Source organism: Vibrio sp. D431a (assembly GCF_030248655.1).
Taxonomy (GTDB): domain Bacteria; phylum Pseudomonadota; class Gammaproteobacteria; order Enterobacterales; family Vibrionaceae; genus Vibrio; species Vibrio alginolyticus.
Genome location: NZ_JAHGAP010000007.1, coordinates 1 through 14,183 on the forward strand (window position 1 = coordinate 1; position 14,183 = coordinate 14,183).

Genomic DNA, 14,183 nt, shown 5'->3' on the forward strand with positions numbered 1-14,183 from the left:
ATACAACACAGGCTCCGGTTGGGTTGCAGTGCCAAACGATGGCGTAGTAACGGTGCCAGCAGGGCAAACTGAGTTTGATGTGCGTATTGCTTCCATTGATGACGCGGTGTACGAAGGCCCAGAAGATTTCAGCGTGACGGTGACTGGCATTGGGGCGGTGCAAGGTAGCGATACCGGTACGGCAACGATAGTGGATGACGGCACGGGTCCGGGTCCCGATCCGGATGATGACCGTCCAAGCGTGACTATTTCAGACGCTGGCACCATCAATGAGGGGGATACAGCCAACTTCAAAGTGACGTTGTCGAACGCCTCTGAGTCCACTGTTCAAGTCGAGCTAGGCCTGAACTTAGGTGACACCGAAGTTGGAGACTTAGGCACCTTAGAATACAACACAGGCTCCGGTTGGGTTGCAGTGCCAAACGATGGCGTGGTAACGGTGCCAGCAGGGCAAACTGAGTTTGATGTGCGCATCGCTGCCATTGATGATGCTGTTTATGAAGGCCCTGAAGATTTCAGTGTGACGGTGACTGGCATTGGCGCAGTGCAAGGCAGCGATACGGGGACGGCAACGATAGTGGATGACGGCAGTGGCCCGGGTCCCGATCCGGATGATGACCGTCCAAGCGTGACTATTTCAGATGCTGGCACCATTAATGAGGGTGAGACAGCCAACTTCAAAGTGACGCTATCGAATGCCTCCGAGTCTACAGTTCAAATCGAGCTAGGCCTCAACTTGGGTGACACCGAAGTTGGAGATTTGGGCACCCTAGAATACAACACGGGAAGTGGTTGGGTGACAGTGCCAAACGATGGTGTAGTAACGGTGCCAGCGGGGCAAACTGAGTTTGATGTGCGTATTGCTTCCATTGATGACGCTGTTTATGAAGGCCCTGAAGACTTCAGCGTGACAGTAACCGGCATTGGTGCAGTGCAAGGCAGCGATACCGGTACGGCAACGATTATTGATAATGATGCTCCTCCTTCTATTTCAAATGTTGTGAATGCAGTTGTTTCGGAAGAAGGTTTAGCTAATGGTATCCCTGATAATACAGGAGCACCTTCAGACACCACTAACTCCGCAAGTTTCTCAGGAACATTCACAGTTGCCGATCCAGACACGGCGAATGTTTCAGTGGTATTGGCAGGCCCTAACAACCTAACATCAGGAGGGGAGCCTATATCGTGGACGTGGGACAACAGTACTCAAACGCTGACTGCGAAAACTGCTCACCTGAGCGTTGTTGCTACTGTTGTGCTGAGCGAGCCTTCAGCTTCAGGTCAAGGCTCTTGGGACTATACTATTACTCTGTTTGAGCCACTTGATCATCCTGTTAATGATGTGGAAGACATCATCAACTTTGATTTACAGATTTCTGTAAGTGATGGACAAACAACAACATCTCAAAGCTTAAATGTGGCCGTTGAAGATGATTGCCCATACGTGCCTGTTGTTGTTCAACCCGTCGATGTGTCGCTTACTGGTGCACCTAACGTTCTGACAGGGCGCATAGATTTTGCAGGAAGTGAGGCAGATGCAACCAGTCGAACATTTGGGGACGTTGTTGTGACTGCAAACGGTTTTGTGTCTGACGAATCTGTGATGCTGGGAACAGCTGAAATCAATCAATCATCAGAAGGGATTGGCGTTAAAAGTTCTGGTAACAACGGCTTCCAATTAGAAAACGAAGTCGATTATCGATTCGCGGGTAATGAGGGTGTATCAGAGCAGTTAATCATAGACTTAGGCAATAAAGTTGCTTACGGAGCAGAAATAGAATTTGAGAAAATGTTTGGTGGTGAACTTGAGAAAGGAATCGCATCTTTTTATAGAGATGGTGTATTAATTGCTCAGCAATCGTTCAGCTCTGACGCAAGCAGTGGTGATTACGCGGCAAATTTCAATGTTCAACAGGGAGGCTTTGATAAAATCATCCTCGAGGCGACCAGTAATGGCAATGGCCCGGATACTGAAGACAACAGTGACTTTACCGTTAAATCAATAACCTTTACAGGTGCGTACTCTGGCGTGCCAATTGCTAGTGCGGATGGGAACCTCGGTGCTGTATATGGAGCTGATGGCCCTGGTTCTATAGTCTTAAATGGAGGTGAGGCTGGTTTAGAGACTCTAGATGGTAAAGACGTGTTGATATACGTCGATCCACAAAACTCTAATAGACTGATTGCAGAGGCTGATGGAGAGCTTGCATTCGAAGTTCAACTTACACCTAGCACTGGAAAGTGGGAGTTCTTCCAATACTTGCCTTTGACCTCACCTTATGGCGATGGGGATATCGATTTTAACTACACTATTACTGATAATGATGGCGACAGTAAAACGGGGTACTTTTCTGTCAACCCTTACGCCCCACCAATTGTAGAAGGTGTAACACTAAACGTTTCTGAGGAAGGCTTAAGCAACGCCATTGCTGATGACTCTGCTCTAAACGGCTTTGATGACACAACTGACTCGAGTACTGATGTAGAACAATTGACGCTGGGTCAAACCGTTGATTCTGTTACGCTCAGTGAACCATCTACAGCTCTTACTAGTAACGGTATCTCTGTAACGTGGACGTTATCAAATAACGACCAAATGCTTATCGGTTCAGCGAACGGTGAAGAGGTTATCAAAATATCAGTCAATGATACTGGAGTGGTATCTACGGAGCTTCTTGGTCCGATTGATCACTCCAACCCATCTGGAGAAGACACCTTAAATATTGAGGTGCCTGTGCTTGTCTCGAATGCTCGTGGTCTTACTAACTCCACAACGGTCAACGTTATTGTGGAAGATGACTCACCAGATTCTGCATCTATTATTCACGATGTAGTTGCAGAAACTAAAGAAAGTGCCAACGTTCAGCTCATAATGGATGTCTCGGGTTCTATGCGAACGGATAATCGCTTGCAGATAATGAAAGATTCGGCAACTCAGTTATTGAATCAATATGAGTCTATCGGTCAAACGCGAGTTCAAATTATTACTTATAGCAGTACAGCATCCACTTACGCTATAGGTGCTGCGACGTGGCTGACGGTCGAGGAGGCCAAAGCGTATATTGAGACGCTAACTGCGGGTGGCGCGACTAACTATAACAACGCGCTAAATGAAGCAAAACAGTCATGGGATGATGTAGGTAAGTTAACCAGTGCGTCGAATGTTAGTTACTTCTTGTCAGATGGTCAGCCAAACCCTGCGTCATCATTTATAAACGACGCTCGCGAGCAGAGTTGGATTGATCACCTAACCGATCCTGATAATCAGATAACAGCCCTAGCGTATGGTATGGGCGTTAATCTTATGCCGGAGCAATTAGATCGCGTAGCATATGATGGCTTTTTGAATCAAGACCTTGATGGTGTTGTGGTTCCTGACGTAACTCAATTACCTCCGGTTATGTTGCAGTCAGTGATTCAACCTGTTGGGGGGAACTTGATGTATACCACTTCTCCAGATACAGGTATTGGTGCAGATGGTGGTTATATTAGCGAAATAGAACATGACGGTGTCACTTATTCGTTTGATGGTTCAGACCTAATAGTAACTGACAATAACGATGGTATTTCGCATGCATTTGACGACACAACGATGCAGCTTACTATCTATATCGACAGCAAACATACTCTGGAAATCGACTTAAACGACGGTGCGTATGCATTTTATGGTGCGGTGGGTGATACTGTTGAAACGTTAGACTTCGATTATGTATTGACGGATAACGATGGTGATCAAAGTGAGAACACCCTGCAATTCGTTATTGATGAAAACGGAGGAGTAAATGCTTCAAGTAATGGCTCTGCAAATATTATTGAAGCTGAAGTGGACGTAAGTCATGACATCTTGATCGGTAATGATAACGAGGCAGATGTCTTTAAATGGGTCAACGACTCCTTGGATACAGGAACAGATCTAATTAGAGGTTTTGAGAGAGATTTGGACACCTTAGATCTGAGTGAAGTCGTTGAAGATGCAGGGCACAATACGATAGAAGAACTTCTCAATAGTATTGACTTGAACATTGATGGCGATGACTTATCTCTAGAAATAACCCATAACGATGGAAACTCAATTCAAACTATCGTAATAGAAAACGGGGCGACAGAGTTTAGTGATTTAATCGTGGGAAATGCGGACTTTGAGAGAGATGTGTTATCCGCACTAACTAAGGTTAACTTAGAGCCATAATGAAAAAGGGCCAGTAGGCCCTTTTCTTCTGCTTTGTCTTACTTATTCGTAGCCTAAAGCACTTTACATGCAAAACCTTTTAAGTAGAAACCTTCTGGATATGCGGTATCGGTTGGGTGGTCAGCGGCTTGTTCAAAACGCTCCACAAACTTTACTTGGCGGTTAGCATCTACGGCTGCATCAGCGATGATTTTCTGGAACAGAACTTGATCCATCAAGCCAGAGCACGAGTAGGTTAGTAGCGTGCCGCCCGGTTTTAGAATTTGCATTGCTAGCATGTTGATGTCTTTGTAACCACGACATGCGCCGTTTAGTTGTGCTTTGCTCTCTGCGAACTTCGGTGGGTCCATGATCACAACATCGAACTGAGTTCCTTGATCACGATACTCACGAAGCAGCTTAAACACGTCTGCATTTAGGAACACGGCACGCTTCTTCGAAATATCAAACTCGTTTAGCTCTGCGTTGAATTTTGCGGTATCTAAAGCAGGTTGCGACACGTCAGCGTTAATCACACGCTTTGCATCACCTTTTAGAGCGTAAAGTCCGAAGCCACCTGTGTAAGAGAAGCAGTTAAGAACTTCTTTGCCTTTCATATATTTCATCGCTTGCTGGCGACTATCACGTTGATCTAGGTAGAAACCTGTTTTGTGTCCGCCAACGATATCTACACTAATCTTTACGCCATTTTCTTCGATGACGACTGATTTAGGTGGCTCTTCGCCGTGCAAGACGCCCGTGCTCTCTTTTAAACCTTCTTTTTTACGAACGGCCACGTCAGAGCGCTCGTACACATTACAATCAGGGAAGCACTCAATCAGAGCGTCAACAATAGCCTGCTTATTGTGTTCTGCGCCAGCACTGAGAAGTTGGCACACAAAGAAATTTTGGTAACGGTCGATCGTAACGCCAGGTAAGCCGTCAGACTCTGCTGCGATAAGGCGATAACCCGTAAGGCCATCACGTTTGATAATGTCTTCACGAAGAAGTTGTGCGTCTTTAAGTCGTTTAACGAAAAACGCGGTGTCGATTTCTTCTTTATCAAAACTCCAAATACGAGCACGAATTTGTGAAGCTGGCGAATATGCCGCCTTAGCTAGCCATTTACCGTCGTGAGTGAATACATCAACCGTTTCGCCAAGAGCAGGTTCGCCCTCAACTTTGTTGATGCCTCGAGAGAAGATCCAAGGGTGCTTGCGCTTGACCGATTTCTCACGACCTTTAACCAAATAGATAGCAGCTGTCATTTCATTAGCTCTTGTTGAATTTTGAAAGGGGCGTATTGTCCGGGATGTAAATGGTAAAAGCAATATCCCTCGGCAATCCAGTACATTGTAGTGACTTTTAAATACAAAAAAGGTCACTAAAGTGACCCTTTTATTGAATTTGCTGTAATAGATTCCGTTGCTATGCTTTAAGTCCAGTAAGTAGTGCTTCCATTGTGTCGCTTTGCTTACGCAGTTGATCAACGTTTTGTGAAGTCGTGCTTATCATATTGCACACGTTATCTGCTTGAACTCGAATTTCTTCAACGCTTGAGGCGATATTGTCCGCGACTACACCTTGCTCTTCAGCTGCTGTTGCAATTTGAATGCTACTGTCGGAGATAGTTTGATTTTTATCTGCCAAAGAGCCGATTTCGTGATTCACTTCCGTCATGAGGTTTTGTCCCTCATTTGCGTTATTAACTGTCACTTCCATCAGCTTAGTAAGTGACTGACTGTTACGCTGTAACGATTCAATCATCGTTTGGATTTCCACTGTCGCTTGCTGAGTGCGTCCCGCAAGAGCGCGAACCTCATCCGCAACGACCGCAAATCCACGACCTTGTTCTCCAGCACGTGCAGCTTCAATAGCCGCGTTCAGAGCAAGTAGGTTGGTTTGCTCGGAGATCCCATTGATGGTTGTCACGACTTCATCAATTTGTGCGGCATTGGCATCTAACTCGGCAACGGCTTGAGACGCAGATTGAATCTCATTAGAAAGGTTCGAAATCGAGTGAAGCGTATTCTCAACTTTCACTTGTCCAGACTGAGCCACGTTTCGCGCATCATCGGTTTGCGTGCTTGAATCGTGAGCTAGTGTCGCGACTTCTCGAATCGTTGATGCCATCTGTTCAGTTGCACTCGCAAGAGAGTTGAGGTGTTCCTGCTGAGTCGCTGAAATATCTGAACTGTGATGAATCGATTGATTCAGGTCTGAGCTAATTTGTTGCATTAACGCCACAGACTCTTGAATCGACAGCACCATTTGTTGCTCTCGTTCTGCAACTTTGTCTATCGTAATAGCAATTTCACTAAACTCGTCGCGAACAGGGAAGAAGTTCATTCTCGCAGTTAAGTCGCCACCAGCAAGGGTGTTTAATGCTTTGTTCATCGTGAACATCGCGCCGCCAATAAACGTCATGATGTAGTAAACGCCAAGAGCGAGAATAAACAAGCTCACACAGATGATGCTCACTTGAGTCGTTGATAGGGCAGTCCATAAAGAAAGTTCATGGTTTGCAACCAAGCTGTACGCACCATTTAAAACTGACACGGATTGCGGCCCTGAGCCAATAGAAACGGTTTCTGAACCCGCTATGAGGCTTGCTACTTGAGATTGAGAAAGATTGCCTGCCTCTATCAGACCTTTCATAAGCATGAGCTCTTCTTGGTACATACTTGAGATCAGTGTATTAGCCGCGCTATTAAGGACGAGAGTGAGAATGACTAAAGCAAGAAGAGGGAGAACGAAGAGCAAATAGAACTTTTCTTGAATCTTTAAGTGAATGAGATACTTATCAATCCAGCGGAATGGAATTTCTTTCATAATTATAATAACCGTGCAAAAACCCACTATCCTTAGTGGGGTGAATAGACGAAAAGAATATATCACTCAGTAAAAAGAAGCGGTACAAAGATGAACGTAAAGTGTGAGAGATTTATAGTAAAAGGTCATGTTCAAGGCGTGGGCTTTCGTTACCATACTTCCCATCAAGGATTGAAGCTAGGGTTAACAGGTTATGCGAAGAACCTAAACAATGGTGATGTTGAAGTGATGGCGTGTGGAACAGACGCGCAAATAGTTGCGTTTTCGAAATGGTTACAAGAAGGACCGCGAACGGCAACAGTAGAGCATGTGATGCAGGAGCCTGCGTCGTATAAGCCGTTACGCGGTTTTAAAATTTTATGAATCTACAAGCATTTAGCTGGCTTTGGTAGGCCGGCTAATTTGGTTGCTTGTTTGGCTGGCCCCTTTTTAAACAGCTTGAATAGATACTTACTATTACCTTTTTCTGGGCCGTGCGCTTTTTCCATCGCTTTCACAAGCATACGCACTGCAGGGGAGGTATTAAACTCTTCATAAAAGTCTCGCACAAAATGCACAACTTCCAAATGAGCATCCGTAAGCTCGATGTCTTCTTCTTTTGCTAAAAGCTCAATCATACCTTCTTCCCATTGAGTATGATCCAATAAGTAGCCTTGAGCATCCGTTTCAATTTCTTTGCCGTTGTAAACGAACATAACGTTTTATCCGTTAAGTAAACATGGATGTTTATAGATTAGCGACAGCCGAGAATGTTCTCAACAAAAGAATCTCGAAGTCGTATCGAGCGAATCAAAAGCGTACAAAATGGTGAGTGTTTTTGACTGAGCTAGGCACTTTGATAGAAATGCTCTTTTATTCAAATAAATAGGAAACTATTCAGTTTGTTAGAAATTTTACGGGGTGAGTACCAACGAAATTGCATGGATATCCAGGCTTATTCATTTTTGTTTTGGTTTTTTCTTGGCTACTTGTCTGATTATGGGATTTTATGGGTGAATGAATAGCTGACAACGTTGTGTTTGTTTTCATAGACCGATATTCTCATTGGATTAATGAAAGCCTGTATTCAGGTTAGAAACAACAATGATGACAAGGAGTTAGTCATGTCGAAACAACGTTACATTGAGATTAATGACAATGTAAAATCCACTTGGTCCATCGAGCGAATTTGGCAACTTGCAGAATCCTTACCTGTAGAAGAAATTGCGATTGCTGATATAAAAGGCCCAAATGAAGTGACTTGGTTTAGTCATGAAGGGCCACAGCCAACCTGCCGTGAAATTGCAAAACATTGCCAACGAATCAACAATGCTGATTTGTCGTATCCGGTAATCTTAACCAGTGACTATCGTGTTTTTGACGGTATGCACCGAATCGCCAAGCAAATCATGTTAGGAGAGGAAACGATTAAAGTGAGACGCTTTAGAGAAAACCCAGAAGCTGACGAAGTTATCGAGTTGGCGGTAGACCAAGCGTAACAAACTGAATTACTTGCAAAGAAAAAGCCCGAAGGAATTACCTTCGGGCTTTTTGATTCTACTTAACGAGAAACGATTAATCGTCGTTCATGATGCCTAGAATGCTTAGTAGGCTGATGAAGATGTTGTAGATTGATACATACAAAGTTACTGTCGCAGAGATGTAGTTTGTTTCACCGCCACGAATAATGCTTTGTGTTGTCATCAGGATCGCCATAGTAGAGAAAATGATAAACAAGCTGCTCAACGCCAAGTGTAAAAGGGTTGATTGAATAAAGAAGCTTGCAATCATGCCCACAACCAGCACAACAAATAGTGATAGCATTAAGCCACCCATCATCGATAGGTCACGTTTCGTTGTTAGTGCGTATGCCGATGCTGCCATGAAAGATAGTGCCGTACCACCGAGTGCGGTTAATACGATATCGCCCATGCCTGCACCTATGTACATGTTTAGAATAGGGCCAACGGTGTAACCTAAGAAGCCAGTAAATAGGAACGTAAACACAAGGCCAAGACTGTTGTTACGGTTTTTCTCTGTTAAGAATAATAGGCCGTAGAAACCAACCAGCATTAGGATGATACCTGGATGTGGAAGGTTAAATGCCATTGCAACGCCAGCAACGACTGCCGACCATAAAAGTGTCATTGAAAGTAGAGCGTAAGTATTACGCAATACTTTGTTCGTTTGTAGAGCACTTTCTTGAGTTGAAGTGCGGGTAAACATTGGACTGTTCATAATCTTCCTCGATAAGAGACTTTCTTTTAAGTACATTTATGGGATTGAAAGTTCAAAAAATCAAGCCCTAACCATACGTAACTTAGATAAAATAATAATAGAAATAAGATGTTATGTATTTGGCAACTTGTAACACAATATTACTGACTAGCATAGCTATATTGATTCTTACACAGATTTTTGAATTTAGTAACAAAAAGCACTGGCTTCATAGAAACCAGTGCTTTTTTATGTCGATTCGGCTAAATCTTAGTGGTGTAAGATTTGCGCTAGGAAATTTTGGGTCCTATCCGATTGAGGATTTTCGAAGAAATCAACAGGGTTGTTTTCTTCGATGATCTCTCCTGCGTCCATGAATATCACGCGATCGGCAACTTCTTTAGCAAAGCCCATTTCATGTGTCACACAAAGCATAGTCATGCCTTCCTCGGCGAGTTCGACCATTACATCCAGTACTTCGCGAACCATTTCCGGGTCGAGTGCAGATGTTGGCTCATCAAAAAGCATGACTTTAGGGTTCATACACAAAGAGCGAGCAATCGCCACACGTTGCTGCTGACCACCAGACAACTGACCGGGATACTTCTCCGCTTGGTCTGGAATTTTTACACGTTCCAGATATTTCATCGCAACTGCTTCTGCCTCATCTTTTGGCATCTTCTTCACCCAGATAGGCGCGAGCGTACAGTTTTCCAGTACGGTTAAATGAGGGAAGAGATTAAAGTGTTGAAAGCACATGCCCACTTCTCGGCGCACTGCTTCAATGTTCTTTAAGTCTTCAGTTAATTCCGTACCAGAGACGTAAATGCTGCCTGCTTGGTGCTCTTCAAGACGGTTAATACAGCGAATCATCGTTGATTTTCCCGACCCTGATGGACCACAGATAACGATTTTCTCGCCGCGCTTAACGTCGAGGTTAATATTTTTTAGTACGTGAAACTCACCATACCATTTATTCATGTCCTTCAATTGGATCATGTAGTCTTGTTGTTGCGTCATAATACGTCCTTGATCTTGATGAGTTATCGTTTGTGACCGGTATGAAGTTTGTTTTCAAGCCATATCGAATAGCGTGACATGCCAAAACAAAATACCCAAAACACTAACGCGACAAATACATAACTTTCTGTAGCAAAGCCTAACCATTCAGGGTCGGTGTTTGCTGCTTGCCCTATACCGAGTACGTCAAACATACCAATGATGAGTACCAAACTGGTGTCTTTAAACAAACCGATGAAGGTGTTCACGATAGAAGGAATAGTAATCTTTAGCGCCTGTGGCAAGATAATCAGCCCAGTCTTTTTCCAGTAACTTAACCCAAGCGCATCAGCGGCTTCATATTGACCTTTCGGAATGGCTTGTAGACCACCGCGTACCACTTCTGCCATGTAAGCGGAGGCAAACATAACCACACCTATAAGGGCGCGAATCAGTTTATCTGTCTCTGAGCCTTCAGACATAAACAATGGAAGCATAACCGAAGCCATGAACAAAACCGTAATCAGAGGAACGCCACGCCAAACTTCAATGTAGACGGTACAAATGCTGCGAATGATCGGCATCTCTGAACGTCTACCAAGCGCAAGCACCACACCAATTGGCAATGAAACTACGATACCAACTAGCGCAATAATGAGTGTAACGAGTAGTCCACCCCACTTGTGTGTATCGACCACTTCTAGTCCAAAGACACCACCGTATAACAGCCCAGCGATGATGAATGGGTAGATGTTTACGAAGAAAAGCCAAATCCACATCCGTTTCGGTGTCTTCTCATACGCGAGTAAAACAGTAAATATGGCCAATGTGATATAGAAAAGGCGAGGGCGCCATAGTTCGGACTCTGGATAAAAACCATACATGAACTGCTCCCAGCGCACGCTGATAAATACCCAGCAAGCACCATCTCGGCTACAGTCGTCACGCGTTGAGCCAATCCAGTCTGCGTTAATAAACGCCCAATCCACGATATACCATATTGCAGTTACGACAATATACGCAAGAATGACAGTAACAATGGAATTGATAGGGCCATTAAATAGATTTTTCCGCATCCAACCAACGAAGCCTACAGTATTGGCGGGTGGTGGGAGATCCGGTTGAAATTGATGAGTACTCATATTATCTCTCCACCAGCGCGACTTTACGGTTATACAAGTTCATTAATGCAGACGTAATCAGACTTAATGTCAAGTACACGCCCATCGTCATCGCAATGATCTCAATCGCTTGTCCCGTTTGGTTCAGGGTAGTACCAGCAAACACAGAGACAAGATCTGGGTAACCAATCGCCATCGCTAACGATGAGTTTTTGGTGAGGTTGAGATATTGACTGGTTAAAGGTGGAATAATAATTCGTAACGCTTGAGGAATGACAACAAGCTTTAAAGTTTTCGAGCGTGGTAAGCCTAGCGACATCGCTGCTTCGGTTTGACCATGGCTAACCGCATTAATACCAGAGCGCACAATCTCAGCAATGAAAGAAGCTGTATAAACACTCAATGCCAAAAGTAGCGCAGCCAATTCAGGAATAATGCTAATACCACCTCGGAAGTTAAACCCTTTTAGTTCAGGATAATTCAGTGAAATTGGCATACCAGCAAGGAAGTACACAACCAATGGAAGGCCAACAACTAAACCCAAAACTATTCTTCCCATTGGGGTTTGTTGCCCAGTGAGACGTTGCTTATTATTCGCCCATACATTAATTAATAAGCTTGCGATTACCCCGAAGATTAACGCGGCAATAACGTAGCTACTGCCGGGTTCCATAGTCGGTGCAGGGAAATATAAGCCACGAACGTTCAGGAAAATAGCTTCACCAAGACTTAAGCTTTGGCGTGGTGAGGGTAATGCTTGAAGAACAGCGAAATACCAGAAGAATATTTGCAGAAGAAGGGGGATATTTCGGAAAGTTTCGATATAAACTGCCGCTAAACGACTAACTAACCAGTTAGAAGAAAGGCGGGCAACCCCCATGGTAAAGCCAATCACAGTAGCCAGAATAATACCTAATACGGAGACTAACGCCGTATTAAGAAGGCCGATGATAAATGTTCTACCGTAAGAGTACGTTTCATCGTATTCAATTAGTGTTAACCCAATACCAAACCCGGCTTCTTGATTCAGAAAACCGAAGCCCGTTGCAATACCACGAGCATCTAAGTTATTGAGAGCGTTGTTTACAATCGTGTAAAAGAAAAATACCAGTGCAGCAATGGCAATGATCTGGAAAATAGCAGAACGAAAGGCAGGATTATAAATCAGGCTCTTGCTTCCGCTTGGTTTGGACATCGTACTTGGCGATGCATCTTGTGTCGGTTTCATACAGCGATAACCTCAAACCTTAGTTATAGATATCGGCCTGTATAAAGAAGTTTCGTCCTTGCTGGCTAAAGAATAACGCTCTCATGTCTGGTGACTTACGAACCTTTAAAGCCGTTCCACCAAGCGAGCGCTTTTCGCCATCCAATGAGCGATCCTTACTCATACAGTGAGATATAATCAAGAAAAAGGGCGGCATGAACCGCCCTGATTAACTCTTTCTATCGGATTGGTGGCGCGTACATAAAGCCGCCCGCATTCCATAGCGCATTAACGCCACGAGAGATTTCTAACGGCGAACCAGTACCGACTGTACGCTCGAAGCTTTCACCATAATTACCAACTTGTTTGATAACTTGGTAGCCCCAATCATCACGAATACCCAAACCTTTGCCTTTAGGGCCATCAACACCGAGGATACGTTTGATGTTTGGATCTGTTGACTTCAGCATTTCATCCGCATTCTTCGAACTAATACCGTATTCTTCAGCGTTAATCATCGCAGACAATGTCCACTTAGCGATGTTAAACCATTGATCATCGCCTTGACGAACGACTGGACCTAGTGGCTCTTTAGAGATGATTTCTGGAAGAACGGCCGCAGAGGACGGATCTTTCAAATTCAAACGTAGTGCATAAAGGCCAGATTGGTCAGTTGTTAATACGTCACAGCGTCCCGCATCAAAACCTTTCGAAGTTTGCGCCGCTGTGTCGAATACCACTGGTTTGTACGCCATGCCTTGGTTGCGGAAATAATCTGCAAGGTTTAGCTCGGTTGTTGTACCTGATTGAACACATACCGACGCACCATCAAGCTCTTTAGCACTTGAGATACCAAGTTCCTTCTTCACCATAAAACCTTGACCATCGTAGTAGTTCACACCTACGAAGTTTAGGCCCAGTGCAGTGTCACGGTGGAGAGTCCAGGTCGTGTTACGGGAAAGCACATCAATCTCACCAGATTGAAGCGCAGTGAAACGTTCTTTTGCGGTTAGGGGTACATATTTAACTTTCGTTTTATCCCCAAGAACGGCTGCAGCCAGTGCTTGGCAATATTCTACGTCGATACCTTCCCATTCGCCTTTTGAGTTAGGGTTAGAGAAACCAGGTAGACCGGTACTTACGCCACAAGTAAGAAAGCCTTGTTTTGTGACTTTGTCCAGAGTAGTGTCTGCTGCTTGAGCTGATGTTGCCATCATCGCAGTAGAAGCCGCTACGACGGAAGCAAGAACTGTGAGTTTATTTGCCATTTGTATCCTTCCTGTATGATCCATGTTTAATCAGGAGTGACCTGAAATAACGTGTCCAATTCGTTAGAGTTATCGTCCTACGTGATTGATTTTCGAAGAAACGGCATTCGATAGATCAACCAGTTATAAGCGTAGGAAAGGATCTGTTAATTCTCAAATATATAATTTAAATGAAGTTTTGAGAGAACTTACAAAGTGCCTTGAGATTTAGAATGACGAAATGTTAATTGTTTGTAAATAGTGCAATTCATGGACAATTTGGTGCATCAGAACAATCAATAGAAGAGTGAACAATACAAAAGAATAAAAAGTTGTTATTAAAACTGTCATTAGCTGAGCAAGGTGAAGTTCAGTAAAAATTCAAACAAAAATTATTTGTGATACCGAAACAG

Annotated in this window: 12 protein-coding genes; 3 read left to right on the forward strand and 9 right to left on the reverse strand. The window is 44.0% G+C overall.

The features are described 5' to 3' along the window. A partial coding sequence (locus KJB35_RS05080; RefSeq protein WP_285469420.1) for a Calx-beta domain-containing protein occupies window positions 1–4,189 on the forward strand: 4,189 nt, incomplete at its 5' end. A 53-nt stretch (window positions 4,190–4,242) separates the two neighbouring features. On the opposite strand, the gene KJB35_RS05085 is transcribed toward KJB35_RS05080, so the two are convergent. Both KJB35_RS05085 and KJB35_RS05090 read right to left on the reverse strand, forming a co-directional pair. Beyond that, window positions 4,243–5,436 carry a class I SAM-dependent methyltransferase gene (locus KJB35_RS05085; RefSeq protein ID WP_285356776.1) on the reverse strand — a complete coding sequence of 398 codons (1,194 nt, stop codon included), beginning with the start codon at window positions 5,434–5,436 and terminating at the stop codon, window positions 4,243–4,245. A gap of 160 nt (window positions 5,437–5,596) precedes the next feature. Then, window positions 5,597–7,000, reverse strand: coding sequence for a methyl-accepting chemotaxis protein (locus KJB35_RS05090; RefSeq protein ID WP_053304484.1), 1,404 nt, complete (start codon window positions 6,998–7,000; stop codon window positions 5,597–5,599). Between the two features lie 90 nt (window positions 7,001–7,090). On the opposite strand from KJB35_RS05090, the gene yccX reads away from it, so the two are divergent. Further along, window positions 7,091–7,363, forward strand: coding sequence for an acylphosphatase (gene yccX, locus KJB35_RS05095; RefSeq protein WP_033905335.1), 273 nt, complete (start codon window positions 7,091–7,093; stop codon window positions 7,361–7,363). A gap of 2 nt (window positions 7,364–7,365) precedes the next feature. On the opposite strand, the gene KJB35_RS05100 is transcribed toward yccX, so the two are convergent. Continuing rightward, window positions 7,366–7,695 (reverse strand): TusE/DsrC/DsvC family sulfur relay protein, encoded by a 330-nt coding sequence (locus KJB35_RS05100; protein WP_005377396.1) that lies wholly within the window; start codon window positions 7,693–7,695, stop codon window positions 7,366–7,368. A 408-nt stretch (window positions 7,696–8,103) separates the two neighbouring features. Between KJB35_RS05100 and KJB35_RS05105 the strand changes: the two genes are divergently transcribed. Further along, window positions 8,104–8,478, forward strand: a complete 375-nt coding sequence (locus KJB35_RS05105; protein ID WP_042523006.1) for a chromosome partitioning protein ParB — start codon at window positions 8,104–8,106, stop codon at window positions 8,476–8,478. 76 nt (window positions 8,479–8,554) lie between these two features. Here the strand turns inward: KJB35_RS05105 and KJB35_RS05110 are convergent, their stop codons facing one another. From KJB35_RS05110 to KJB35_RS05135, 6 genes are all read right to left on the reverse strand, one after another. After that, complete coding sequence (locus KJB35_RS05110; protein WP_025766607.1) at window positions 8,555–9,217, reverse strand: Bax inhibitor-1/YccA family protein; 663 nt, start codon at window positions 9,215–9,217, stop codon at window positions 8,555–8,557. A 249-nt stretch (window positions 9,218–9,466) separates the two neighbouring features. Continuing rightward, window positions 9,467–10,216 (reverse strand): amino acid ABC transporter ATP-binding protein, encoded by a 750-nt coding sequence (locus KJB35_RS05115; protein WP_005377400.1) that lies wholly within the window; start codon window positions 10,214–10,216, stop codon window positions 9,467–9,469. A gap of 23 nt (window positions 10,217–10,239) precedes the next feature. Then, the gene (locus tag KJB35_RS05120; protein WP_005389988.1) at window positions 10,240–11,337 is read right to left on the reverse strand and encodes an amino acid ABC transporter permease; all 1,098 of its coding nucleotides are present in this window, start codon (window positions 11,335–11,337) and stop codon (window positions 10,240–10,242) included. Window position 11,338: 1 nt separating this feature from the next. Continuing rightward, on the reverse strand, window positions 11,339–12,544 hold the full coding sequence (locus KJB35_RS05125; protein WP_005377402.1) for an amino acid ABC transporter permease: 1,206 nt from the start codon (window positions 12,542–12,544) through the stop codon (window positions 11,339–11,341). A 19-nt stretch (window positions 12,545–12,563) separates the two neighbouring features. Next, window positions 12,564–12,707 carry a hypothetical protein gene (locus KJB35_RS05130; RefSeq protein ID WP_155396903.1) on the reverse strand — a complete coding sequence of 48 codons (144 nt, stop codon included), beginning with the start codon at window positions 12,705–12,707 and terminating at the stop codon, window positions 12,564–12,566. A gap of 55 nt (window positions 12,708–12,762) precedes the next feature. Continuing rightward, window positions 12,763–13,791 (reverse strand): amino acid ABC transporter substrate-binding protein, encoded by a 1,029-nt coding sequence (locus KJB35_RS05135; RefSeq protein WP_005377403.1) that lies wholly within the window; start codon window positions 13,789–13,791, stop codon window positions 12,763–12,765. Window positions 13,792–14,183: the final 392 nt, after the last annotated feature.